This is a genomic window from Burkholderia sp. MSMB1072, from assembly GCF_001524725.1.
Classification (GTDB): domain Bacteria; phylum Pseudomonadota; class Gammaproteobacteria; order Burkholderiales; family Burkholderiaceae; genus Burkholderia.
This window is the reverse complement of record NZ_LOYC01000057.1, coordinates 23,590-46,688: the sequence shown is the minus strand read 5'-3', so window position 1 is coordinate 46,688 and position 23,099 is coordinate 23,590. Positions and strand designations below refer to the sequence as shown.

Here is a 23,099-nt window from a genome sequence, read left to right as displayed (position 1 = left end):
TGATGGCTTCCTGGCTCGACTACACGCTCAACGGCCTCATCGTCGGCAACATCTACGCGCTGCTCGCGGTCGGGCTCGCGCTGATCTTCGGCGTGTCGCACCTGATCAACTTCGCGCACGGCTCGGTGTACATGGTCGGCGCATTCATCGGCTGGCTGTGCCTGACGCGCTTCGGGTTGCCGCTGCCGCTTGCGCTCGCGGCGGTGATCGTCGGCTGCGGTGCACTCGGCATCGCGATCGAGCGAATCGGGCTGCGGCCGCTGCGCCATGCCGCGCGCATCGCGCCGCTGCTCGCGACGATCGGCATCAGCTTCATCCTCGACCAGCTCGCGCAACTCGCGTTCAGCGCGGACCCGCGCGCGGTGCCGACACCGCTGCCCGACTGGCACGTACGGATCGCCGGCGCGACCCTCGGCTCGCTCGACCTGCTGATCGCGGGCATCGGCATCGCGGCGGCTGCGCTGCTGTACGGCTTCCTGCGCTTCACGCGGCTCGGCTGGGCCGTGCGCGCGACCGCGCAGGATCGCGACGCGGCGCTGCAAATGGGCGTCGACGTCGACCGCGTGAACCAGACCGTGTTCGCGATCGCGTGCGCGCTCGGCGGCGTGAGCGGGCTGCTGGTCGGCATGTACTACAACAGCATCGATCCGGCGATGGGCTTCCAGGCGACGCTGAAGGGCGTCGTCGCGCTGCTGATCGGCGGGCTCGGCAACGTGCCCGGCGCGATCGCCGGCAGCCTGCTGCTCGGTCTCGTCGAAAGCTACGGCGTCGCGCTGTTCGGCACCAGCTATCGCGACCTGTTCGCGTTCGGACTGCTGATCGTGTTCCTCGTGTGGCGGCCGAACGGCTTGTTCAGCGCGAACCGCGCGCTGCCGCCGGAGCCGATGACGGGCACCTTCCTCGCCGCCGCGAAAGCCGTGCGCGTGCCGCGCCCGGTGCTCGTCGTGCTGATCGCGGCGGCGGCCGTGCTGCCATGGCTCGGCGCATCGCCTTACGTGCTGCAGACGCTGACCAACGCGTGGCTGTACGGGTTGCTCGCGCTGAGCCTCACGCTCGTCGCGGGCACGGTCGGGCAGATCTCACTCGGCCACGCCGCGCTGCTTGTGATCGGCGCGTATGCGTCGGCGCTGCTGTCGTCGGATCTCGGCTGGTCGCCGGCCGTGACGATTCCGTGCGCGGGCGCGATCGCGGCCGTGCTCGGCACGCTGCTCGTCTATCCGGCATTCCGGCTGCGCGGGCATTACGTGTCGATCGCGACGCTCGGCATCGGCGAAGTGGTGAGCCTCGTGATCCTGAACTGGGACGGCTTGACGCGCGGCCCGCTCGGCATCACCGGCATCGCGCCGTTGCCGTGGACGACGACCGCGCGCGCCGCGTACTGGTTCACGTTCGCGGTACTCGTCGTGTTTGCGCTCGTGCAGGTGCGGCTGCTGCATTCGCATCTGGGCCGCACGCTGCGCGCGGTGCGCGAGGACGATGTCGCCGCGCGGGCGCACGGCATCGCGCCGAACCGCTACAAGGCGATCGCGTTCGCGGTCGGCGGCGTCACGGCGGGCGTGAGCGGCGGGATCGCCGCGCACCTGTACAGCTACATCAATCACCAGACCTTCGATTCGCAGGTGTCGATCCTCGCGTTGACGATGGTGATCCTCGGCGGGCTTGGCAACGTGCTTGGCGGCATCGTCGGCGCGATCACGCTGATCGGGCTGCCCGAGCTGTTCCGTTGGGCGGCCGACTACCGGATGCTGATCTACGGCCTCGTGCTGCTGCTGCTCGTCCGGTTCCGACCGCAGGGCCTGCTCGGCACGGTGTGAGGAGCAATGCGATGACGACCACTCGACCCCTGCTCGACGTGCAAGGCCTCACACGCCGTTTCGACGGCGTGACCGCGCTCGACGGCGCGAGCCTGACGCTCTCGGACGGCGAGCTACTGAGCGTGATCGGTCCGAACGGCGCGGGCAAGTCGACGCTGTTCAACCTGATCGCGGGCGCCGACCGGCCCGATGTCGGCCGCGTGACGTTCGACGGCCGAGACATCACCGGTATCGCGCCCGAACGGCTCGCGGCGCTCGGTATCGCGCGCACGTTCCAGCATGGCCGCGTGTTCGGCAACCTGAGCGTGCTGGACAACGTGCTGATCGGCGCGCATGCGAGGCTGCGTGCGGCGCGGCCCGGCTGGCCAGTGTTCGGTGTGGCCGCCGAAGTGCTGCGCGCGCTCGTGCGGCCGGCTTCGGTGCGGCGCGAGGAGGCCGAGCTGCGCGAGGAGGCGCGCGCGATCGTCGCCGGGTTCGGTGAACGGCTCACGCCGCGCATCGATCATCCGGCACACAGCCTGTCGTATGCGAACCGGCGGCGCGTGGAGATCGGCCGCGCGCTCGCGCTGCATCCGCGCCTGCTGCTGCTCGACGAGCCGACGGCCGGGATGAACGAGACGGAGACCGCCGAGATGCTGCAACTGATCCGGTCGCTGAAGGCGCGCGGCCTGACGATCCTGCTGATCGAGCACAAGCTCGAACTCGTGATGCGCGTGTCCGACCGCGTGATGGTGCTCGACAACGGCGTGAAGATCGCCGAAGGCGTGCCGCGCGACGTACGACACGATCCGCGCGTGATCGAGGCCTATCTCGGCCGCCGTCATGCGGGCGGCCCGTCGGCCGATCGTGCCGTGCAGGCGGCTGCATGAGCGTACTTTCTTCGAGACCCGATACGACCATGACGGACGCGCTGCTGAAACTCGAACACCTCGACACGTTCTATGGGCCCGTGCAGGTGCATTTCGACGTGAACGTCGAAGTCGGCCGCGGGCAGATCGTCAGCCTGCTCGGCGGCAACGCGAGCGGCAAGTCGACGACGATGAAGCTGATTCTCGGGCTGATGCGGCCGAAACGCGGCGTCGTGCGTTTCGACGGCGACGACGTGACGGCGCTCGCGACGCCGCAACGCGTGCGGCGCGGGATCGCAGCCGTGCCGGAGGCGCGGCGGCTGTTCGGCGACATGAGCGTGCGCGAGAACCTGCTGATGGGCGCTTACACGCGTGGCGATCGCGCGGCGGTGACCGACGACTACGAACGCGTGCTCGAGCTGTTTCCGCGTGTGCGCGAGCGGCTCGCGCAGCGCGCGGGCACGCTGTCGGGCGGGGAGCAGCAGATGCTCGCGATGGCACGCGCACTGATGGCGCGGCCGAAACTGATCTGCATGGACGAACCGACGATGGGGTTGTCGCCGCTCTACGTCGACAAAGTGCTCGAACTGATCGACGCGATCAACCGGCAGGGCGTGACGGTGTTCATGGTCGAGCAGAACGCGAGCCTCGCGCTGGAGATCGCGCACTACGGATACGTGCTGCAGACGGGGCGCGTCGTGCTGGAAGGGCCGGCGAAGGCATTGCTCGACGATGAGCGCGTGCGCGATGCGTATCTCGGTGGGGAGGCGGTGGCGGTGTAGGGAAGGCGAACCCCACGCGTCCGCCGTGCGGCTTCATCGCTTCCTGCACGACCGCGGGGCGAACCCGACCCGGTGCGCCGTTCCGTGCCGTCCGGTGCGATCCGTACGAACGGCTGCAAAGCGGCGTCCCAATGCTCGCGCGGAATGCCTGGGCCGTCGTCGGTGGCGGTCAGCGTCACGGTATCGTCGACGTTGCCCGAGGTCGCTATCGACATGGCGATGTCGTCCGCGTGCCCGTGCGGCCGCGCGTTCGGCTGCGTTTCGTATTCCCGGGCAGCCGTACTCACCACGCGAACGACAGCAGGGTCAGAAGTTCGACGGAGGGCAGCGTGACGACGAGAAACAAAACGATCATCGATCGGTTCCGCTTGTCGGATACGGCGAATGCGATTGCGAGTACTACCGTTGCGAGCCATCCTGCAAGGCAGTAGAAGGATAATCGTATGATGAGCGACCAATCCCCGGGGCAGTCGAGAAAGTCGATGTCTGGCCAAGCCAGGCGCCTGAGCCAGCCTGCGGTTGCAATCAACAGCATTTGCACGAGCCCGAGGGTGATGTAGCGGACGGTCATTGATCTGTGCGCTTCGGATAGTGATTTTTCTTCGCCAGCCGCTTTGATTTTTCGAGCGCTGCCAGTAATTCGGCTGGTGTCACAGGTGTCGGCAGCCAGCGTGGGTCATGGGCGAGAATGCCGATCGATTCAAGCACGTCGGCGACGTTGGATGAGCAACTGTTGTCGAAGACACTATAAGTGCTGGAATGGGGGTGTGTACTTTTGAACGCTCGATCAACGGCGACACGTCGTTCGAGTTCCTTCCGGACCTTCTCTTTTTCAACGGGCGAAAGTCTCACGATCAGACCAAGGTTATCCCGCCATAAATTTCCACCGGTTCTTATCGAGCCGTTTGCCAGCGACACGATTCCACCATGCAGGTAGGTACGCTTGTCGATCTTGACGTATTCTTCATGCGCGCGGCTATACACGATTCCGTCAATTTCGATTGCCACGTGACCCCATTGAGAACCTCGACTGCGCAGGCGTGAATCGCTGACGATGACTTCGACGCTTGTCGTGTCGGCGATCACCTTTTTGATGGCTTTGTCCGTGGTAGGCGTAGTCTCCTCGATTGCGATCAGCCGATATTTCACGCCATCCGGAGATATGTGTGTGCGATTCCCCATGGTTATCCTGCTACGTACAGTTTGATTCGTTCTGGCTGCGGTCCGGATTCGATTTGCTGGGTACGTCCAGAGTGATCCGTCGTGCCGTACACGAGGCTGCCGTTTTCGAACTGCATGGCATACGCGGTATGAGACAGAATTACTCCGGTCGGATCGCATAACACGAATCGCTCATTGAACGATTCGGCGCCCCCGAACGACGAACTTGCCTCCCTGAAGGCCGCCGTGTCTGGGAGATCCGATGAGCGTCGGCTCGATCGCAGAAAAATGCCGGGATTGCTTCCGACAAGGACACGGTTATCCCCACAAGGGCACATCACGATGTCTCCATCGACGGCGACATTGCGTCCTTTATCCGAGATACCCTTCCCGGTGGCGACTATCTTGAATGCTCCCTTGCAAGTGCCGCAGGTTGCTTTTTCTCCGTCCAATGCGACCTTTTTCCTACCATCATAGATGGAGGACGCGTGAGCGATCACCGATCCGCGAGTCGTAGTCGGATCGCCGTCACGTACGGCTGCTTTACGCATAATCAGAACCTATGTGTCACCAATGTAGAGACGGTGGCGCTATGTTTGAGCGTTTATCACGCACTCGTCTGGCAGCGCGAATTGGTAACGGCATCATGTCAGTTCGAAACGGCTACACGCAATAAGACGAATTCGAATATTTGATTCAGATCGCGATGATTTCATACTCGTTTAGCGAATCATCGAGAGCAGTGAAAAAATTGGATGTCGCATTGCAGTACGGCTGGATAACTTCAGACGTGTGTACGTCAGGGCAATTCGCCCGCATGTCCGTCGCCATCCGTTCCGGTACCACGCGGAAACGTCAGCACCACCGCGAACCCGCCTGCCTCCGGAAACGCGAACCCCACGCGCCCGCCGTGCGCCTTCATCACTTCCTGCACGATCGCGAGCCCGAGTCCCGACCCCGTGCGACGCTCGCTGCCGTCCGGCGCGATCCGCACGAACGGTTGCAGGGCCGCGTCCCAGTGCTCGCGCGGCATTCCGCGCCCGTTGTCGGTGACGGTCAGCGTCACCGCCCGATCCGCGTTGCCGATGGTCGCGACCGACACGACGATGTCGTCCGCGTGGCCGTGCAGCAGCGCGTTGTGCAGCACGTTCGACAGCGCTTCCTGAAGACTGATCGCATCGCCGTCGATCCATGCATGCGGCGCGTCGCTCGCGAACGCAACGGCCACGTCGCGCTCGCCGGCGAGCGGAATCGTACGGCCCAGCACCTCTTTCGCGAGCGCGACGAGTTCGACGGGTTGCAGCGGCACGGCCTCGGTGCGATGAATCACCATCGCATGATTGAGCAACTGACCGGTGAGCCGGCCGACGTCCGAACAGGTCGCGCGCAGCGCATCGAGGCGCGCCGCACGGCGCACGGGATCGGTCTCGCCGTCGAGCAGCTCGATCTGCGCATCGAGCCGCGCGAGCGGCGTGCGCATCTGGTGGGCGGCGTCGGCGATGAAGCGCTGCATCGCGTTGATCCGCTCCGCGAGCCGTCGCATCAGCCCGTTGATCGACCCGATGATCGCGTCGATCTCGCTCGGCGTATCGACGGCCACGGGCCGCAGGTCGGCCGGGTCGCGCGCGGCGATGATCGTGCCGATCCGCGCGAGCGGGCGCAGGCCGCGCCGGATCGCGAGGCCGCTCGCGCCGATCGCGAGCACGCTCATCAGCAGGATCAGCGTCCACACCTTGATGCTCATGTCGTTCGTCAACTGCTGGCGCGCGTTGGTTGTCTGCGCAACCGTCACGAGCGCCCAGCCCGGCGTGCTTTCCTCGGGCATGTAGCGGGCGATCGTCGCGGTGCGGATCGGGTGCCCCTGGTAGACGGCATTCGCGAACGCGGGGCCCTGCTTCGCGGCGGCGAGCGTCGCGGCGCTCGTGAGATCGTTGTAGCCGGCCACGACCACACCGCGCGAATCGACGACCTTGTAGTAGACGAGGTCGTAGCGCGACAGCGTCGACAGCGCGGCGACCGGCGGATTCAGCGCGAGCACGCCGCCTTGTACATAGAGGTTTTCCGCGACCTGGATCGACGCGCCCGCCAGCAACTGGTCGTACGCACGTTCGGCCGCGACGCCCGCGTAGTAGCGCGCGATCGCCGCGAGCGCGAGCGCGCCGGTCGCGACGACGAGCGCGATGAACAGCAGCGTGCGCCCGAACAGCGTCTTCGGGAACCAGTCAATGCGCGGCAATCTGATACCCCATCCCGCGCGCGGTGCGGATCTCGACGGAGCTGCCCTGCAGCTTCCGGCGCACGCGCGTCACGTATTGCTCGACCGCGTTCGCGGTCGGTTCGTTGCCGAAGCTGAACAACTGATTCAGCAGTTCTTCCTTCGAGAAGATGCGTTGCGGTCGGCTCGCGAGGATTTCGAGCAGCGCGAATTCCTGGCGCGACAGCGACAGCGGCTGGCCGTCGAGTTCCGCGAGGCGGCTGCTGCGGTCGATCACGAGGCCGCCGAGCGTCAGTACGTCGTTTGCGTGACCGCTGTTGCGGCGCAGGAGCGCTTGCACGCGCGCGTCGAGTTCGCGATAGTCGAACGGCTTCACGAGGTAGTCGTCGGCGCCGAGGCCGAGGCCGCTCACGCGGTCGTCGATCGCCGAGCGGGCGGTGACGAGCAGCACGGGCGTCGTGCTGCCCGACGCGCGCAGGTTGCGCAGCACGGTGAAGCCATCCATGCCGGGCAGGTTCGCATCGAGCACGACGAGATCGAAGCGCTCGACGCGTAGCAGCCCGTTCGCGGTCGCGCCGTCGGTTTCGAGATCGACGGCGTGGCCGAGCCGGGCCAGGCGGCTGCGGATCGCCGCGCCGATTTCGGCATCGTCCTCCACGACGAGAATGCGCATGGTGCCGTTTGCAGGTAGGTGGATTAGGGGTTTTCCCGGAGCCGGGATGTCAGCATTTTCTCAGACTCGGTCGATAACCTGTGTCGAGCCGGAAGCAGGATGCAAGGACGGCATTAATACCAGAAATATTCAAGGAGACGGCAACATGCAGCATGTCACGGGCACGACGAACGCGCGCCGCGGCGCCACGCCGGCCTGCGCGTGGCCGCTGGCCGCCCGCCGCACGGCGGCGCGCGCATGACGGCGTCGCCGCGCCGCCGCGCACTGATCGCCGCCGGGCTCGGCGTGCTCGCCGTGCCGGCGCTGGTGCGCGCGAAGCCGCGCACGGTGCGGATCTCGAAAGGCTATGGCGTGCTGTACCTGCCGCTGCTCGTGATGGAAAAGCAGCGGCTGTTCGAGCGGCATGCGGCGCGCCACGGCGTGCGCGACGTCGCGGTCGAATGGGTGCTGCTCGACGGCGGCAATTCCGTCAACGACGCAATGATGGCCGGCACGCTCGATTTCGCGGGCGCCGGCGCGCCGGGGTTCATCGAACTGTGGGCGCGGGCGCGCGGCATTCCGAACGTCGAGGTGATTGGCATCAGCGGGCTGTCGACTACGTCGTTGTCGCTGAACGCGAACCGGCCGGGCCTCGTGTCGCTTCGCGACTTCACGCCGTCGGACCGGATCGCGGTGCCGGGCATCCGCACGTCGCTGTCGGCGGTCGTGCTGCAGATGGTCGCGAGCCGGCAGCTTGGCGCTAGGCATTTCGCGCAGCTCGATTCGATCACCGTGAACCTGCCGCATCCGCAGGCGATGCAGGCGCTGATCCGCCGCGAGAACGGCGTGACCGCGCATTTCACGTCGCCGCCGTTCTCGACGCTCGAATTGCGGCAGCCGGGCATTCATCGCGTCGTGAGTTCGGTCGACGTGCTCGGCCCGCTGACGCTCGACGTCGTGTTCGCGCCGAAGCGGCTCGTCGATGCGCAGCCTGCGCTAGCCGTCGCGTTTCTCGGCGCGCTCGACGAAGCGAACCGCCTGATCGCGCAGGACCCGCGCGCGGCGGCCGCGCTCTACGCGGCGTCGTCGGGCGTCGGCGTGTCGCACGACGACGTGATGCGAATGCTCGCCGCGCCCGACACGCGTTTCTCGGTGCTGCCGAACCAGCTGATGGACTACGTCGAATTCCTGTACCTGGCCGGTACGATCAAGGCGAAGCCGCGCGCGTGGCACGAGATGTTCGCGCCGATGCTCGACGACTACCGGTCGGGTTGAGCCGCGTTTGCCGCGATCCGATGCCATGCATCGAACCACCCGACGCCGGCGCGTTCGTCGCGCGCGACGCCGTTTCAACCGATATACAACCGATACGCAACCGATTCACGCAAGGAGCCTGAAGTGAACGCTACCGATACCCTGGACCCCGCGTCCGCCGAAGAACGGCGCATCATGTCGAAGATGGCGCGGCGCCTGATGCCTATCCTCGTCGTGATGTTCCTGATCGCGTTCATCGACCGGCAGAACGTCGGGTTCGCGAAACTGCAGATGGTCCACAGCCTCGGCATGACGGAAGCCGCGTTCGGGCTCGCGTCGTCGCTGTTCTTCATCGGCTACCTGCTGTTCGAGGTACCGAGCACGCTCGCGCTGCATCGCTACGGCGCACGCGTGTGGCTCGCGCGGATCATGCTGACGTGGGGGCTCATCACGGTGCTGATGGGCTTCACGACGTCGATGCCCGTGTTCTGCTCGCTGCGCTTCCTGCTCGGCATCGCCGAGGCCGGCTTCTATCCGGGCGTGATCTATTACCTGACGCTGTGGTTCCCGCAGAGCTACCGCGCGAAGGTGCTCGGCATCTTCACGCTCGGCAGCGCGCTCGCGAACATGCTCGGCTCGCTGGTCGGCGGCGTGCTGCTGAGCCTGAACGGCGTGTGGGGGCTGGCGGGCTGGCAGTGGGTGTTCGTCGCGACGGGCATTCCGGCGGTGATCGTCGCGATCGTCGTGTTTCGCGTGCTGCCCGCGTCGTTCCGCGAAGCGCCGTTCCTCGACGAGCGCGAGAAGCAGATCGTCGCGGCCGCGCTGGAGCGCGAGAAGCCGGCACAGGCCGAGCACGGTCAGCCGTGGAAGGCGCTGCTCGATCCGCGCGTGATGCTGTTCGCGGCGACCTACATGCTGATGTCGACGTCGCTGTACGGCGTCACGTACTGGCTGCCGACGCTCGTGAAATCGTTCGGCGTGTCGAGCACGACGAACGGGTTCCTGAGCATGCTGCCGTGGGCGCTCGCGGTGTTGCTGCTGCTGTGGCTGCCGGCGAAGCTGCGTCGCGCGAAGAGCATCCTGCGTACGATCGCGATCGTCGCGGCGCTGGGCGCGCTCGGCTTCCTGTTGAGCCTCGTGCTGCCGTCGACGCCGCTGCGCTTCATCGCGCTCGTGCTCGGCGGCGCGTGCATTCCGCTGTTGTACCCGTGCTTCTGGTCGATGCCGCCGCGCTATTTCACCGGCGCGCGGGCGGCTGCGAGCGTCGCGGCGATCAACTCGATCGGCAACCTCGGCGGCTTCTTTAGCCAGAACCTGATGCCGTTCGCGGGCAAGATGACGGGCACCGCGTTCGGGCCGATGATCGTGCCGATCGTGTGCCTCGCACTGCTCGGCATCGGCGCGCTGGTCGCGTGGACGCGGTCGGAGCGCGGGATGGTGGCGGCGCAGGCTTGATGGGGGCCTGGTCGATCAGCCATTCGAGATCATTCTTCAGCGTCGCGAGCGTCTGCGCCAGTTCGTCGTGCAGTTCGCGCGCGATGCGGCGCTGCTCGGCTTCGCGCGCGCTGGCGCTGATCGCGGCGATCCCGCGCAGCTCGTCGCGCGACACCTGCAGCGCCCGTTCCGCGCGCACGCGCTCCTCGACTTCGCGCCGCAGGTCGCGGTTCGACGCGCTCAGTTGCGCAGTGCGCGCGGCGACGCGCTGTTCGAGCCGTTCGTTCGCGTCGTTCAACTGCGCGCTTTTCTGGATGTGACGCAGTCCGTTCCGCATGACCACGTGATCGTCAGCCAGAATTACCTTGATCATCTTCCAGCGACCCTCTTCGGGATGACGCGCGTTGCCGTCCGGTTGTCGCCGCGGCCGTTCTTCTGATCAATATGTGCCTCCGAACCCGAAAACGGTACGCGTTCGCGAAATCCCCGGGAAAGGGTACGGTGCGACGCGTATCCGAACAGGGTATTCCGTGGTGATCGCTGTACCAGATCGCGGCCGGCGCGGCATCACGGGAGCCGTCCCGCGACCCGTTCCGATTCGGGACTAAACTGGTGCCCGATGCCACCCGCGCGAACCGAGGAGCCCCTGCAATGATCGACCTTGCCGATATCCTGCCGTCCGCACTGCCCGCCGCCGTCGCATGGGCCGAAGCGGAGGCGGCGCGCGGGCTCGCGCTGGGCGCGCCGCTGACGCCGGCCCAAGCTGACGACGCGCGCACGGTGGGCGTCGTGCAACCGGACCGGATCCGCGTGGTGGCGGTCGATCGCATGCCGTTTCCCGACACGCCGACGCTCGCTGCGATCGCCCGCGACACGGGGCTGCTGTCGCCCGGGACGATCGGCCTCACGCTCGGTCACGCGGTGTACGTGCTGCGCGGGCACGACACGCGCCGCCTGCTGACGCACGAATTCCGGCACGTGCATCAATACGAGGCCGCCGGCTCGATCGGCGCGTTTCTTGCGCGCTATCTGCACGAGATCGCGACGGTCGGCTACCACGACGCACCGCTCGAGGCCGACGCGCGGCAACACGAGTTCGATTGATCCCTGACCCCGCCACCGGCGCGAGCGTGCGCATGTCGCGATGAACGTCTCCAATCCCCCTGCCGGCCCGCCGTTCGCGCACCGGGCCGCCCCGTCCGGGAGTGTGCGATGAGCGACACGATCCACGCGTGGATCGGCGCGATCGGCGCGCATCCGCTGCTCGTGCTGGCGATCGTGTTCGTGGCTGCCTGTGCCGAGGCGATCGCGCTGATCGGCACGATCGTGCCGGCCGGCGCCGTGATGTTCGCGGCCGGTGCGTTGATCGGCGCGGGCGCGCTCGACGCATGGGCGACGATCGGCGTCGCGGCCGTCGGCGCGGTGATCGGCGACGGGATCAGCTACGAACTCGGGCGACGTTACCGCGGGATGATCCGCAACGCGTGGGCGCGCTTCGGCTACGCGAGCGCCTACGCGCGCGGCGAGGAGTTCGTGCTGCGTCACGGGACGAAGAGCATCGTGCTCGCGCGCTTTCTCGCGCCGGTGCGTGCGGTCGTGCCGGTCGTCGTCGGCTGCGCGACGCTGCCGCGCCGGTCGTTCTATCCGGTCAACGTGATCTCGGCGCTCGTGTGGGCGCCTGTCCACATCGCACCCGGCATCCTGTTCGGCGCGTCGGCCGCGCTCGCCGCGGCGATCAGCGTGCGGGTCGCCGCGATCCTGCTGGTCGTGGCCGCGCTGGTCGCGCTCGTGTGGATCGGCGTGCGCGTCGCGCTGCGGCGCGGATGGCCGTTGTTGTGCCGCGCGCTCGCCGACGCCGTGCATGCATGCGCGCGCCGCTGGCCGCGGTTCGGCGCGCGGCTGCACGATGGCATCGCGTACCTGCGCGGGTTGCCGGGCGCGGTGCCCGTGCTTGCGCTGTTGTTCATCGGCTGCGTGTGGCTGTTCGCGGGGATCGTGCAGGACGTCGTCGCGAACGATCCGCTGATGCATGCGGACATCGCGCTGTATGCATTCCTGCAGAACCTGCGCACGCCGCCCGCGGACGCCGCGATGAGTGCGCTCGCCATCCTGCATGGGCACGACACGGGGCTGATCGTCGCGGCCGCGTTGCTCGTCTGGCTGATGATCCATCGCTGCTGGCTGACGGCCGCATGGTGGCTCGCGACGGTCGGCGTCGCCGTCGTGCTCGTGCCGGTGTTCGGCGCGGGCGTGCCCGGCGCGACACCCGCGAGCCTGCCGCCCGGTGCGCTGCACGTGCCGCTGCCCGATGCCGACGCCGCCTTCGCGATCCTCGCGAGCAGCGGCCTCGGCTGGCTGATCACGCGCGACCGGCCCGCGCTGTGGCGCATTCCGGTCGTGACGGCGGTCGTGCTGTGGATCGTGCTCGGCGGCTTCGCGCGGCTGTATGTCGGCGATACCTGGCTGTCGGGCCTGCTGGGTGGATGGAGCCTCGGGCTCGCGTGGTTCGCGTTGCTCGCCGGCGCCCATGCGTACTGGCGCGTGCGCGAGCACGTGCAGCCGCGAGGCGCGCTCGTCGCAGTCGTCGTCGTGCTCGCGACGGCCGGCGTATGGACGGTGCCCGCGCAATGGCAGCGCGATCGCGCGGCGCGTCCGCATGTCGGCGATGTGGTCGCGATGACCGTCGACCAGTGGCTGCGCGGCGGGTGGCAGCGCGTGCCGACGCGGCGTACCGAGATCGGCGGCGACCGCGAGGAATATCTGCCGCTGCAATGGAGCGCGACGTCGGACACGCTCGTCCGTCATCTCGCGCAGGCCGGCTGGCAGCGCGCGACGCCGTGGTCGCCGGCCACCGCGCTGCGCTGGCTGGCGCCGCAGGCGCCCGTCGACACGCTGCCCGTGCTGCCGCGCTATACCCATGGCGAAAGCACGCGGCGCGTGTTCGTCCGCGTCGATCCGGCCCACCCGGAAAGCCGCTTCGTGCTGCGGTTGTGGCGTTATCCGTACGTGTTGCAGGATGCGCTCGGCATGCGGCCGCTGTGGTACGGCGCGCTGTATCGCGAAACGCTGCGCCGGCCGGCGCGGCTGATGACGCTCGTGCACACGACGACGATCGACGATGCGGCGGCGATTGCGCACGCGTTGGCGGTCGAGCCGAGGATCGAGCATCCGCCGGCGGGGACGACGGCCGTGCCGGAGGAGATGTTGCTGGTCTGGATGGTGAAGCCGTGAATGGGCAGGGCGTGACGTGCGGCCCTCAAGCGTGCGACGGCTGCGCGGGAACGACGGACAGGCGCAGGCCGACGGTCTTGAGCACCGCGAGCAGGGTTTTCAGCGTCGGGTTGCCGCTCGGGGACAGCGTGCGATACAGCGATTCGCGGCTGATGCCGGCCTCGGCCGCGACGGCGCCGAGCCCGCCGTACGCTTCCGCGACCGTGCGCAGCGCGAGCAGCCCGGCCGCGCGGTTCTCCGGATCGTCGAGCGATTCCATCGCGACGCGCAGATAGGCGACCGCGAGCTCGCGATCGGCGCCGAGTTCGGCGACTTCCGCGTCGTGGTGCGATACCGCGCCTTTGAGCTTGTTCATGTTTGCCTCCGTTTCCAGTTCGACCAGTGTTCCTTGGCGCGCCTGATGTCGTCGGACTGACTGGCCTTGTCGCCGCCGGACAGCAGCAACACCAAGGCGCTGCCGTGCCGACCGAAATACACGCGGTAGCCGGCGCCGACATGGACGCGCAGTTCGATCACGGCTTCGCCGACCGGCTCGCAGCCGCCGAAATTGCCGGCCTGCACACGGCGCAGGCGTTCGCGGATTCGTGCCTGCGCGAGCTTGTCACGCACGGCGTTCAGCCATTCGGTGAAAGGCTCGCGACCGTCGTCGCGCTGATAGCGAAGCAGTTCGAACCTGGAAGGCATTGTAACTTATAAACTACAAATAAGTAAATGGAGCGAGACGTTCGCATCGCAATGGCTGGGTGGCCGACGCGCATGCGGCGTCTCCATGGCTCGGGATGTCAGGGCATGGCGCTCGCTTCCCGGCCGACGATCATTTTTTCATCCGGTATGGCGCGTAACGATTCGGCCAAACGGCCGGTATCGATGGTGCGATGAAGGGGCGCGCGCCGCGGCCGAGCGGCTCGGCTTCGGCGATCCGTCCAGCTTTTCGCAGGCGTCCACGCGCTGACACGGCGTGCCGCCGGGCGCGTATCGCGGTGCGGCGCAGCGCGGCGCGGCGAGCACGCGACCCGCGATGAATCGCGGTACGATCGCTCGTTTGCCTGACTTGCCTGTCGACATCACCTTCAAGAGAGCCCCCGCATGATCACGATCCGCCCGATGACCGACGACGATTTCGCGCGTTTCTGGCCGACCTACCGCGCCATCGTCGCTGCTCAGGAAACCTACGCATTCGATCCCGACCCGACACCGGAAGCGGCACGCGCATTGTGGCTCGACGCGCCGCTCTGCACGTGGATCGCCGAGGAGGACGGCGTGGTGCTCGGCTCGTATTACCTGAAGGCGAACGCGGCCGGCCCCGGCAAGCACGTGAGCAACTGCGGCTACATGGTGAGCGAGGCCGCGCGCGGACGCGGCGTCGCGCGCCTGATGTGCGAGCACTCGCAGCAGGTGGCGCGCGAGCGTGGTTTTCTCGCGATGCAGTTCAATTCGGTGGTTGCGACGAACGAGGTCGCGGTCGCGCTGTGGCAGAAGCTGGGATTCGAGATCGTCGGCCGGTTGCCGCGCGCATATCGTCACGCGCGGCTCGGCTTCGTCGACTGCTTCGTGATGTTCAAGTGGCTCGGCGACGCGGTGGCCGCCGAAGCCTGAGCAATCCGCCGCTGCGTCAGACGGCGAACGCGCCGTCGAACACGATCCGTTCGTCGAACGCGAGCGTGCCGCGCGCGAAGATCAGGTCGAGATGGTGGCTGCCGTTTTCGCCGCCGCCAAGCCCCAGATGCAGCCCCGGGTGGCGTTCCTCGAACCCCGCGTTGCGGCCGTACAGGCCGCGTATGCCGAGGTTCGTGCCGATGCCGAATTCCTCGATCCGCCGGTGATTCGCGTGCCGATCGAGATAGGTCGAGAAATCGCGCCGGAAGCCCGCATCGTCGGTGTCGAAATCGACGATCATGCTGTGTTCGACATGCAGCGTGGCGAGCCGCTCGGCCACCTTGTACTTGATCGCGAACGGCACGGTGCCGAGAAACGTGCCGCTGAATACGACCGAGCCGTTGAGGTCGGTCACGTGCGTCGCGATCTCGCCGGGCACGACGTCGAGGTTGCCCATGCCGTCCACGCTCGTCCATTTCTGGTCGGGCGCGAGCGAGCCCGTCAGCGCGTTGCCGGCTTCGTCGACGAAGCGGATCTGCGATGCGCGCGCGGCGGCCTCGATCAGCCGGCCGTTGCGTGCGGCGATGTCGTCGAGCGATTCGGCGAACGCCTCGTCGAGATGCGGGCCGTAATCCTTGAACAAAACCGACTTGCTCCAGTGCTCGACGATCGCGGGGCGGATCGCGGCGAGGAACGGCGGCCCGCTCGGCGACGGCGTCGGCAGGCACGACGAGTCGTACAGCAGCACGAACAGGTCGGCGTCGACGAGCGCGGCGGCGATGTCGGCGGGCGGGGTGCTTTCGAGGCAGAGGGTGGTCGCGGCGAGTGAGTCGGGCAGGGCGGAAAAGGCGCGCAACGCGACGTCGCGATTGCGGGTGTCGTAGCCGACCAGCAGTTTTCCCGATTCGCCGCGTGCCAGCTTGTCGCGCAGCGCCGGGTGAAAGCCGAGCGCGCGGTGCAGGTTCAGCATGCGTATCTCCGGAAGCGGCGGAAGGGCCGCGGCCCTTCCGCGAGAACGGGTGGCCCGCTCAGACCGGCCAGAGCGCGGTGCCGAACGGCACCACGGCGTCCTCGACCATCATGTCGACGGCCTCGGGGTGCGTGTCTTCCTGCATCCAGTCAAGCAATTCGATCTGCTGAGTTTCCTGCATGTCAATTCTCCTGTGGTGAACATGAGTGATTCAACATGAAAGCGCGGCAAAAAATATTGCCGCTCCTCGTTCGGGATTTCGTGAATGCCGGACGAGTGGCGTCGATATTAGTCTGATGATTTTTCGAATGCAATGCGTTGCAATGTTTTTAGCCGTGACGTGCTAAACATGAATCATTTGCGGTTCAAATATTGGAAAAACCGGATAAAACGAGCGACAGATCGCGCATCATTTTTTTATTTGAAGAAATTCGGATCGGCGAAATCAATTCGGTTATTTTTAATTTGAATTCAATTGCCCGGATTGCTGCGCTTTATGTCATTCGCGAAAACCGCGCGCGTGATCGCCCGGCGCTCGAACCGGTCCGCCGATTCATGTGTCATGCAGCCGATCCGCACGTCATCCCAGCAACGCCTTTCCGATCGCTTTGGTCGGTTCGGAGCGCAGCACCAGCGAAGTCGTGACCGCGCCGAAGCGGGCAATCGCATCGATGAGGGTTTCGAGCTGGCCCGGTGTCGGCACCAGCACCTTCAGCAGAAAGCAGTCGTCGCCGGTCATGCGGTGGACTTCGATGACATGCGGCATCTCGGCGAACGTGTGCAGCGCCGGTTTGATGTGCTCGTGAGTCGTTTTGAGCCGGATGATGGCCATCATGCCCAACCCCAGCGCCGCCGGATCGATCCGTGCGCCGTAGCCGGCGATGATGCCGCGTTCTTCCAGCCGCTTGACGCGCTCCGAGGTCGCGGGCTGCGACAGCCCGATGCGCCTGCCCACCTCCGATAACGGCGTTCGCGCGTTCTCCTGCAGCGCTTCGAGGATCGCAAGATCCAGGCGATCCAGTACTTCATCCGGCATGACGGTCCTCCGGTACCGTTGATTCATCGGCATTTTGTCTCAATAACCGATGACTTGCCATTCCGTGCCGGCCGGCGCGTGCTCACACTCTGGCTTTTCGTTGACGGAGGGCGTGATGGATCAGGCGATCGTGATCGTGCCGGGTATCGGCAATTCGGGACCGGATCATTGGCAGAGTCATTGGGAGACGATGTTTCCCGGCGCCGCGCGTATCGCGCCGGCTTCGTGGGATGCGCCCGACCTGGCCGACTGGACAGCGGCGCTGGACGCGGCCGTGGCGAGCGCGGCGGCGCCCCCGCTCGTGATTGGTCATTCGCTGGGCTGCTTGTTGTTCGCGTATTGGCATGCGGTTTCGGCGCGCCCGGTGCGCGGCGCGTTTCTCGTGGCCGTGCCCGATCCGGCAGGGCCGCGCTTTCCGGTTGCCGCCGCCGCGTTCGCGAACCTGCCGAGCGGTCGGTTCGGGCGCATGCCGGTGCTGGCGATCGCGAGCACGGACGATCCGTACGATCCGTCGGGGCGCGCACTGGAATGGGTCGCGGAGCGGGGCGCGACGCCGCTTCTGCTTGGCGCACGCGGCCATCTGAACGCGGCGTCGGAGTTGGGCGGATGGCCCGAAGGGCGCGCGCTGTTCGAGGCATTCGTGGCCGGACTCGGGCGGTAGTGCGTGCCAGCGTCGGCTGGCGGGTTTTTGCCGGCAGCGCATGCCGGTTTCACGGCGGCTCAAGTATGATCGACCGACGGCGGCGAAAGCCCCGGAATCGAACAACGATGGAGACACTCCCGATGCGCGCAGTGCCGCAACCGGAGCGTGCCGGCCGCTCGCGGCCGGACGCCGGCGCAACCGATCCCGGCCGCATGGCCGCGTGGCGGCTCGCAATCCGTCTGTCGCTCGGCAGCGCGATCGCGCTCGGCCTCGCGCGCTTTTCGTATGCGCTGCTGCTGCCGCCGATGAAGGCCGATCTCGGCTGGACGTTCGCGCAGGCCGGCGCGCTGAACACGGCGAATGCGGCCGGCTACCTGATCGGTGCGCTTGCCTTTCCGCTGCTGTCGCGCCGCTGGCGCGCGGGCACGCTGCTCGCGGCCGGCTGTGTGTTGACCGCCGTGCTGATGGCCGCGGGCGGGCTCACGTCGGACATGCACGCGCTGCTCGCGCAGCGGCTGGCGACGGGTATCGGCAGCGCGTCGATCTTCATCAGCGGCGGCGTGCTGGCCGCGCGGCTCGCATCCGCAGCGCCGCGCGACGCAGGGCTGCTGCTCGGCCTCTATTACGGCGGCACCGGATGGGGCATCGTCGCGTCGTCGCTGCTCGTGCCGGCGACGCTCGCGCACCGTGTACACGGCTGGCAGCCGGCGTGGTTCGCACTCGCGGTCGCGTGCGTGCTGTTCTCGGCGGTGGCCGTGTCGGCCGCGCGCCGCATCGAGCACGGACATGCGGCGCCGGGCAGGCAGGGCGACGGCGCGAAACCGGCAGCGACCGCGAGCCCCGCGCGCTTCGCACTCGCGCTGGCCGGCTACGGCCTGTTCGGCGTCGGCTATATCGGCTACATGACGTTCATCGTCGCGCTGCTGCGTGGTGCGGGGATGAGCGGCACGGTCGTTGCCGCGTTCTACGTGATGCTCGGCGTCGCGACCGTCGTGTCGGCGCGGCTGTGGTCGGGGCTGCTCGACCGGATGCGCGGCGGCCAGGCGCTCGCCGTGCTCAACGCGCTGCTCGGCGTCGCGACGCTGATGCCCGCGCTGTTCGTGCATCCGGCGGCCGCATTCGCGTCGGGCTTGCTGTTCGGCGCGACGTTCCTGTCGGCGGTTGCCTCCACGACGGCCTTCGTGCGGCACAACCTGCCGCCCGACGGCTGGGCGAAGGGCATCAGCGCATTCACGACGGTCTTCGCGTTCGGGCAGATCGCGGGGCCGGTCGCGATCGGTTGGGTGTCGGACAGTGCGGGGCTCGCACGCGGGCTCGTGTATTCCGCGCTGACGCTGTTCGCGGGCGCTGCATTCGCGGCAGGGCAGCGCGCGCTGCGGGCGTCCGCGTAGTCCGCTCGAACGCGCATGCCGTGCCGCGTGCCGGCATCGTTACCGCACGCATGCGGTGCGCGATACGCGATGAAACGCGCGGCTGAAGTAGATGAGGCTGTCGCCGTCGTCGCGCACGCGGATCGACGTCGCCTCGATGAACATCACCGAATGCGAGCCCACTTCCTTCATCTCCGCGATGGTGCCCTGCAGGCTCGCGAGCGCATCGCGCAGCACCGGCACGTCCCGTTCGCCACGATCCCACACGGGTAGCTCGAAGCGCTGTTCCATCGGCAGGTCGGTGAGCCCCGCGAAGTGTCGCGCGAGCAGCTCGTGCTCGGCCGGCAGCACGTTGATGCAGACCTGACGATTGCGCTCGAAGGTCGCATGCATCGCACTCGACCGGTTCAGGCACACGAGCAGCGTGGGCGGCGCATCGGTGACGGAGCATACGGCGCTCGCGGTGATCCCGCAGCGGCCGTGCGGCCCCGCGGTGGTGATCACGTTGACGGCCGCGCCGAGGTGGGCCATCGCCTGGCGGAAGGCCTTCTGCGCGTCGGTCGGTTCGACGCGCGCCGGGCGCGGGATATCGGTCGTGGAAGACATGGGCGCTCCTGAGTGGACGAAAGCGGCGAACGGCGCAGCGCGGCGAGCGCAGCGACGGATCGCCGACGATGACCCAAGCGTACGTCGCGAAAATGCGGCCGACCATTCGCACGATTGACGATCGGGATGGCGTTCCTGCCAACGCGTCTAAAGGTTCTACCTAGCTGCGCGTCGCCGCGCGCGAAAAAAACCGCGATTGCGCGTTCGTGCGGCACGTGCAGGGGTTTTCAGCGGGTTTTCGGCTCGTTATGATGTGCCGCACATCCCCCACGCGAACGACGCGCGCGACACGCCGGCCACCGGCCTTCCGTGCGGCGCGTGCGATACCGATACCGATATTCAGCGAGACCCCCGCGATGACGTCACCCGCACCGATCGTATACATCGTCGACGACGACGGCGGCATGCGGACGTCGCTCGCGTGGTTGCTCGAATCGGTCGGCATCGCGTCCGAGGGCTTCGCGAACGCCGCCGACTTTCTCGCGCGCTTCGACGTGAACCTGCCCGCCTGCCTCGTGCTCGACGTGCGCATGCCGGAGAAAAGCGGCTTCGACGTGCAGGCCGAACTGAATGCGCGCGGCGCGACGCTGCCGGTGATCTTCGTCAGCGGGCACGGCGACATTCCGATGTCGGTGCGCGCGCTGCAGAACGGGGCGATCGATTTCGTCGAGAAGCCGTACAACTCGCAGCAGATGCTCGAGCGTGTGCAGCGTGCGCTGCGGCTCGCGCAGCAGCGGCACGCGGTGAGCCAGCGCCACCGCGAGCTGCGCCAGCGGCTCGATGCGCTGACCGCGCGCGAGAAGGAAGTGCTGCGCGGCGTCGTGGACGGCAAGGGCAGCAAGCAGATCGCCTCGGATCTGTCGATCAGCGTGAAGACCGTCGACGTGCATCGCGCGAGCATCAAGGAGAAGCTCGGCGCGACGTCGATCGCCGCGCTGGTGCGCGACGTGATGGTCGTGTGGGGCGACGACGCGGAATCGTCGCGATAAGGTTCGGCGCGTTCAGCGCATGTACAGCCCGCCGTTGATGTCCCAGCATGCGCCGTTCGCGAAATGCGCGTCGCCCGACGCGAGCAGCACGGCGGCATCCGCGACGAAACCGGCCGACCCGAGCTTGCCGCCCGGCAGGCTCGCGAGCACCTGGCGCAGTTTTTCGGGCGCGACGCTTTCGTACACGATCGGCAGATCGAGCGGCCCCGGCGAGATCGCGTTGACGGTAACGCCGTGCGCGGCGAGATCGCGTGCGAACACCTTGGTCAGCGTCAGCGTGCCGCCTTTCGCGGCCGCATAGTGCGCGCCCGTCGCCGAGCCGCCGTTCTGCCCGGCGAGCGACGCGATGTTGACGATGCGGCCGGCGCCGCGCTGCGCGAAGTATTGGCCGAACACCTGACAGCCGAACAGCACGCTGCGCAGGTTCACGTCGATCACCTGGTCGAACTGCTCGGCGGTGATTTCCATTGCCGGCACGACCTTCGATGCGCCCGCGTTGTTGACGAGCACGTCGACCATGCCCCAGCGCGCGACGAGCGCATCGCGCGCCGCTTCGAAATCGCGTTTCGACGTGACGTCGAGCGGCAACGCGATCGCGCGTTCGCCGCTCGGATCGAGTTCGCGCGCATGTGCGTGAAGGGCGTCGGCGGCGATGTCGGCCAGCGCGACGCGATAGCCGGCCGCATGGAAGCGTTCGGCGATGACGGCGCCGAGCCCGCGCGCGGCGCCGGTGACGAGGACGACTCGGTGTGACATGGTATGGATCCCGTGGTTCGAGGGCGCACGCCGGCGAAAGCGGCGCCCGTATCGTGGTTCATGCGGCCAGCGCCGCTTCGAAGTGTGCCGCGATCGCGCAGACCCGTTCGTCCGCGCCCTTGCGTCCGACGATCTGCAAGCCGGCCTTCAACGGCGAACCGGCGAGCGGCAGCGGCAAGCTGAGCGCCGGATGGCCGCTGAGGTTGAACGGCCGGATCAACGACGACATCGCGATGACCGATACGCCGTCGCGCGCTTGCTGCAGCGTGATCGGCAACGCGGGCAACGTCGGCAGCACCAGCACGTCCGCATGTTCGAGCGCGGCATCGACCTGGGCCGTGAAGCGTGCGCGCACGGCTTCGGCTTCCGCGAGCGCGGCCGGTGTCGTCGTCGCGGCCGTGCGCAGCCGCGCGTCGAGATCGGCGCCGAGCCGGCCCGTTTCGATCAGATGGCCGAACGCGCGCGACGTTTCCGCGTTGATCACGGTGAGCCCCGCCGCGAATGCAGCCGGCATTTCATCGAGCACGATCGTGTGCGAGCGCAGGCCCGACGCGCGAACCGCCGCGTCGAGCGCGGCGGCGATCGCCGGATCGGCTTCGACGGCGAGTTGCGCGACCGTGCAGCCGGCTGCGCATGCCGCTGCCTGCGCACGGTCGAAGCCGGGCGCGATCGCGGCCATCGCCGCAACCAGCGTGCGGATCTCGCGGGCGAACGGCCCGACGCAATCGAGCGTCGTGTCGGCGGGCGCGACGCCGCGTCGCGACACGCGGTCGAAGGTCGGTTTCAGCCCGGCCACGCCGCAGCACGCGGCTGGCCCACGAATCGAGCCGCCGGTATCGGTGCCGAGCGCCGCGTCGACGGCGCCGAGCCCGACGAGCGACGCGGAGCCGCTCGACGAGCCGCCCGGAATGCGCGTGGCGTCCTGCGGATTGACGGGCGTGCCCGTGTAGTCGTTGATGCCGGTCATGCCGAACGCGAGTTCGTGCATGTTCGCCTTGCCGGCGATCTGCCAGCCGGCGTCGAGCAGCAGGCGGACTACGTCCGCGTGTCGTCCGGCCGGCGGCGCATCGGCGAGCGCGCGGCTCGCCGCGCGGGTCGGATGGCCGGCAACGTCGATCGTGTCCTTGATCGCGATCGTCGGGCCGGGGCCGCCTAGCGTGAAAGTGTCGATGAAGCCTGTCATGGTCGGTATCGTGCGAAAGCAGCGGGAAACATCAGGACCGTGGCGCGGCGGCGAGCGGCCACGGGCCGTCGAGCACGCGCTCGGTGCGGAAATGGCGGATCAGCCAGGCGGCGCCGTCGGCGGCCGGCGCGAAATCGACGGTCAGCCGCGCGGCGATCAGTTCGGCCGAGCCGTCCGCATAGCGCGACGCCTGCAGCATGATCCAGCGGCCGCGCGCGCTTGCGTGGCCGGCGCCGATCTCGATCGACTCCGACGTCAGGAAGTGCAGGTTCGCCGCGAAATGCGGATCGGGCGGCAGATAGCGGCCGAGCATCGCGACGATCGCAGCGGCGCCTTCGACGCGGCCGAACTTCCGCGCGTACTGCGTGCCGACGCCTTCCCACACGGCGTCGGGCGTGAACAGCTCGGCCAGCGACGGGCCGGCGCCGGCCTCTTCGGGCACGTCGCACAGCGCCATGTAGCGCGCGAGCGTCGCACGCACCGCGCGCTCGGCGTCGAGCGCTGCGACACGCCGTGCGAGCGCGTCGATCGCGACAGGTGACGGATCGGTCATCGCGCG

General features: G+C 67.6%; 25 protein-coding genes and 2 pseudogenes. 11 read left to right on the top strand and 16 right to left on the bottom strand.

The window, feature by feature from the left end; genetic code table 11:
- Positions 1-2: 2 nt before the first annotated feature.
- Genes WS89_RS26480 through WS89_RS26470 form a run of 3 tightly spaced genes read left to right on the top strand, consistent with a single transcriptional unit; the run spans position 3 to position 3,444 of the window.
- Positions 3-1,814, top strand: coding sequence for an ABC transporter permease (locus tag WS89_RS26480; protein ID WP_059794731.1), 1,812 nt, complete (start codon positions 3-5; stop codon positions 1,812-1,814).
- Between the two features lie 11 nt (positions 1,815-1,825).
- Positions 1,826-2,683 carry an ABC transporter ATP-binding protein gene (locus WS89_RS26475; RefSeq protein ID WP_059795077.1) on the top strand — a complete coding sequence of 286 codons (858 nt, stop codon included), beginning with the start codon at positions 1,826-1,828 and terminating at the stop codon, positions 2,681-2,683.
- Positions 2,680-3,444, top strand: coding sequence for an ABC transporter ATP-binding protein (locus WS89_RS26470; RefSeq protein WP_059504264.1), 765 nt, complete (start codon positions 2,680-2,682; stop codon positions 3,442-3,444). The genes WS89_RS26475 and WS89_RS26470 overlap by 4 nt, the downstream gene beginning before the upstream one ends.
- Here the strand turns inward: WS89_RS26470 and WS89_RS34755 are convergent.
- From WS89_RS34755 to WS89_RS26455, 6 genes and pseudogenes are all read right to left on the bottom strand, one after another.
- A pseudogene (locus tag WS89_RS34755) lies at positions 3,443-3,695 on the bottom strand (ATP-binding protein); the annotation flags it as partial. The gene WS89_RS26470 and the pseudogene WS89_RS34755 overlap by 2 nt on opposite strands.
- Before the next feature lie 32 nt (positions 3,696-3,727).
- A complete protein-coding gene (locus tag WS89_RS26465) occupies positions 3,728-4,015 on the bottom strand; it encodes a hypothetical protein (protein WP_059794729.1) in 288 nt (95 codons plus the stop codon).
- Positions 4,012-4,626 (bottom strand): hypothetical protein, encoded by a 615-nt coding sequence (locus WS89_RS33220; protein ID WP_082741980.1) that lies wholly within the window; start codon positions 4,624-4,626, stop codon positions 4,012-4,014. Before WS89_RS33220 ends, WS89_RS26465 begins: the two co-directional genes overlap by 4 nt.
- A gap of 2 nt (positions 4,627-4,628) precedes the next feature.
- A complete protein-coding gene (locus WS89_RS33215) occupies positions 4,629-5,156 on the bottom strand; it encodes a PAAR domain-containing protein (RefSeq protein ID WP_082741979.1) in 528 nt (175 codons plus the stop codon).
- Positions 5,157-5,404: 248 nt separating this feature from the next.
- A complete protein-coding gene (locus tag WS89_RS26460) occupies positions 5,405-6,841 on the bottom strand; it encodes a sensor histidine kinase (protein ID WP_059794726.1) in 1,437 nt (478 codons plus the stop codon).
- On the bottom strand, positions 6,828-7,493 hold the full coding sequence (locus WS89_RS26455; RefSeq protein ID WP_027782307.1) for a response regulator transcription factor: 666 nt from the start codon (positions 7,491-7,493) through the stop codon (positions 6,828-6,830). Before WS89_RS26455 ends, WS89_RS26460 begins: the two co-directional genes overlap by 14 nt.
- A 237-nt stretch (positions 7,494-7,730) precedes the next feature.
- Here WS89_RS26455 and WS89_RS26450 point away from each other — a divergent pair, with 237 nt between their 5' ends.
- Both WS89_RS26450 and WS89_RS26445 read left to right on the top strand, forming a co-directional pair.
- Entirely contained in the window at positions 7,731-8,747 is a 1,017-nt protein-coding gene (locus WS89_RS26450; protein ID WP_059795073.1) for an ABC transporter substrate-binding protein, read from the top strand.
- Between the two features lie 123 nt (positions 8,748-8,870).
- Positions 8,871-10,181, top strand: a complete 1,311-nt coding sequence (locus tag WS89_RS26445) for an MFS transporter (RefSeq protein WP_059794723.1) — start codon at positions 8,871-8,873, stop codon at positions 10,179-10,181.
- Here the strand turns inward: WS89_RS26445 and WS89_RS33210 are convergent.
- Positions 10,078-10,476: pseudogene (locus WS89_RS33210) on the bottom strand (histidine kinase); the annotation flags it as partial. The gene WS89_RS26445 and the pseudogene WS89_RS33210 overlap by 104 nt on opposite strands.
- A 335-nt stretch (positions 10,477-10,811) precedes the next feature.
- Here WS89_RS33210 and WS89_RS26435 point away from each other — a divergent pair.
- Positions 10,812-11,264 (top strand): hypothetical protein, encoded by a 453-nt coding sequence (locus tag WS89_RS26435; protein ID WP_059794718.1) that lies wholly within the window; start codon positions 10,812-10,814, stop codon positions 11,262-11,264.
- Between the two features lie 108 nt (positions 11,265-11,372).
- The gene (locus tag WS89_RS26430) at positions 11,373-13,391 is read left to right on the top strand and encodes a VTT domain-containing protein (protein WP_059794716.1); all 2,019 of its coding nucleotides are present in this window, start codon (positions 11,373-11,375) and stop codon (positions 13,389-13,391) included.
- A 25-nt stretch (positions 13,392-13,416) separates the two neighbouring features.
- On the opposite strand, the gene WS89_RS26425 is transcribed toward WS89_RS26430, so the two are convergent.
- Together WS89_RS26425 and WS89_RS26420 are read right to left on the bottom strand one after the other, a co-directional pair.
- Entirely contained in the window at positions 13,417-13,746 is a 330-nt protein-coding gene (locus WS89_RS26425) for a helix-turn-helix domain-containing transcriptional regulator (RefSeq protein ID WP_034205450.1), read from the bottom strand.
- Complete coding sequence (locus WS89_RS26420) at positions 13,743-14,075, bottom strand: type II toxin-antitoxin system RelE/ParE family toxin (protein WP_059794713.1); 333 nt, start codon at positions 14,073-14,075, stop codon at positions 13,743-13,745. The genes WS89_RS26425 and WS89_RS26420 overlap by 4 nt, the downstream gene beginning before the upstream one ends.
- 402 nt (positions 14,076-14,477) lie before the next feature.
- Here WS89_RS26420 and WS89_RS26415 point away from each other — a divergent pair, with 402 nt between their 5' ends.
- Positions 14,478-14,987, top strand: coding sequence for a GNAT family N-acetyltransferase (locus WS89_RS26415; RefSeq protein ID WP_059794710.1), 510 nt, complete (start codon positions 14,478-14,480; stop codon positions 14,985-14,987).
- Positions 14,988-15,003: 16 nt separating this feature from the next.
- Here WS89_RS26415 and WS89_RS26410 read toward each other — a convergent pair whose 3' ends face one another.
- From WS89_RS26410 to WS89_RS26400, 3 genes are all read right to left on the bottom strand, one after another.
- The gene (locus tag WS89_RS26410; RefSeq protein WP_059794707.1) at positions 15,004-15,957 is read right to left on the bottom strand and encodes a hypothetical protein; all 954 of its coding nucleotides are present in this window, start codon (positions 15,955-15,957) and stop codon (positions 15,004-15,006) included.
- Positions 15,958-16,015: 58 nt separating this feature from the next.
- Positions 16,016-16,138, bottom strand: a complete 123-nt coding sequence (locus WS89_RS34750) for a hypothetical protein (protein ID WP_006479692.1) — start codon at positions 16,136-16,138, stop codon at positions 16,016-16,018.
- A 399-nt stretch (positions 16,139-16,537) separates the two neighbouring features.
- Positions 16,538-16,993 (bottom strand): Lrp/AsnC family transcriptional regulator, encoded by a 456-nt coding sequence (locus tag WS89_RS26400; protein ID WP_059794705.1) that lies wholly within the window; start codon positions 16,991-16,993, stop codon positions 16,538-16,540.
- Positions 16,994-17,108: 115 nt separating this feature from the next.
- On the opposite strand from WS89_RS26400, the gene WS89_RS26395 reads away from it, so the two are divergent.
- Both WS89_RS26395 and WS89_RS26390 read left to right on the top strand, forming a co-directional pair.
- Positions 17,109-17,654 (top strand): RBBP9/YdeN family alpha/beta hydrolase, encoded by a 546-nt coding sequence (locus WS89_RS26395; protein WP_059794702.1) that lies wholly within the window; start codon positions 17,109-17,111, stop codon positions 17,652-17,654.
- 122 nt (positions 17,655-17,776) lie between these two features.
- Positions 17,777-19,027, top strand: a complete 1,251-nt coding sequence (locus WS89_RS26390) for a YbfB/YjiJ family MFS transporter (RefSeq protein WP_059794701.1) — start codon at positions 17,777-17,779, stop codon at positions 19,025-19,027.
- 39 nt (positions 19,028-19,066) lie between these two features.
- Here WS89_RS26390 and hpaC read toward each other — a convergent pair whose 3' ends face one another.
- Positions 19,067-19,612, bottom strand: coding sequence for a 4-hydroxyphenylacetate 3-monooxygenase, reductase component (gene hpaC, locus WS89_RS26385; protein ID WP_059784499.1), 546 nt, complete (start codon positions 19,610-19,612; stop codon positions 19,067-19,069).
- Positions 19,613-19,968: 356 nt separating this feature from the next.
- On the opposite strand from hpaC, the gene WS89_RS26380 reads away from it, so the two are divergent.
- Positions 19,969-20,601, top strand: coding sequence for a response regulator transcription factor (locus tag WS89_RS26380; protein WP_034205443.1), 633 nt, complete (start codon positions 19,969-19,971; stop codon positions 20,599-20,601).
- Positions 20,602-20,613: 12 nt separating this feature from the next.
- On the opposite strand, the gene WS89_RS26375 is transcribed toward WS89_RS26380, so the two are convergent.
- From WS89_RS26375 to WS89_RS26365, 3 genes are read right to left on the bottom strand one after another with little or no spacing between them, the layout of a single operon-like run.
- A complete protein-coding gene (locus WS89_RS26375; RefSeq protein WP_059794699.1) occupies positions 20,614-21,357 on the bottom strand; it encodes an SDR family NAD(P)-dependent oxidoreductase in 744 nt (247 codons plus the stop codon).
- 58 nt (positions 21,358-21,415) lie between these two features.
- Positions 21,416-22,540, bottom strand: coding sequence for an amidase (locus WS89_RS26370; protein WP_059794693.1), 1,125 nt, complete (start codon positions 22,538-22,540; stop codon positions 21,416-21,418).
- A 31-nt stretch (positions 22,541-22,571) separates the two neighbouring features.
- On the bottom strand, positions 22,572-23,093 hold the full coding sequence (locus WS89_RS26365; protein ID WP_059794690.1) for a nuclear transport factor 2 family protein: 522 nt from the start codon (positions 23,091-23,093) through the stop codon (positions 22,572-22,574).
- Positions 23,094-23,099 lie beyond the last annotated feature (6 nt).